The organism is Pseudomonas sp. AL 58 (genome assembly GCF_036348395.1).
Lineage (GTDB): Bacteria > Pseudomonadota > Gammaproteobacteria > Pseudomonadales > Pseudomonadaceae > Aquipseudomonas > Aquipseudomonas defluvii.
The window spans coordinates 1-638 of the sequence record NZ_JAZBQR010000021.1; the positions used below are offsets into that span (position 1 = coordinate 1).

2 pseudogenes are annotated in these 638 nt (G+C 61.6%); both read left to right on the forward strand.

What is annotated here, in order from left to right:
* Nucleotides 1–323: pseudogene (locus UIA24_RS19165) on the forward strand (phage tail protein); the annotation flags it as partial.
* A pseudogene (locus tag UIA24_RS19170) lies at nucleotides 324–638 on the forward strand (hypothetical protein); the annotation flags it as partial. It lies immediately after the preceding pseudogene.

Below are 638 nucleotides of genomic sequence, written 5' to 3' on the forward strand. Positions count from 1 at the left end.
GTCGTCTGGTCGAGGTCGGTGGCCAGTCACCGGCGTACTTCGTTGAGCTGGCCATCAGTCATGGCTACCCCGAGGCCAGCGTAATTGAGCACCGAGCCCCACGCTTCGGGCGCTCACGCTTCGGCGCGGCGTACTTCGGTACGTGGGTTGCGCAATTCATGTGGACGCTTGAAACCGGGCCTCGGCGCCGCCTTGGTCGCCGGTTCGGCGTGAGTTATTTCGGCGAGCAATTCGGCGGCAACCCAAGCGGCGCCCTGGAGTGTGTGCTACGCCGTAGTGCGCCGGCGCATGCGATTGAATTTATTAAGTATGGTGAGGACTGAATGGACTACCCGAGGAATGTGCCAGGCGTCGGCCTGGTAAATGGCAAGTTTGTTGATGAAAATTCAGTGACCGGCCAAGTTGGTTCTTTGATCCCATCGGCTTGGGGCAATGCCGTTACCGACGAAATCCTAGGCGTCCTGGCGCTGGCAGGCATTGTTGCGGACGAAGGCAATAACGCCCAGCTACGCGCCGCGATTCAAGCCCTTTTGAATGCTAAAGCCCCGCTGGCCTCGCCGGCGCTGACGGGCACGCCAACGGCGCCGACCGCAGCGGCTGGCACCAATACCGCGCAGATTGCCACCACGGCGTTCGTG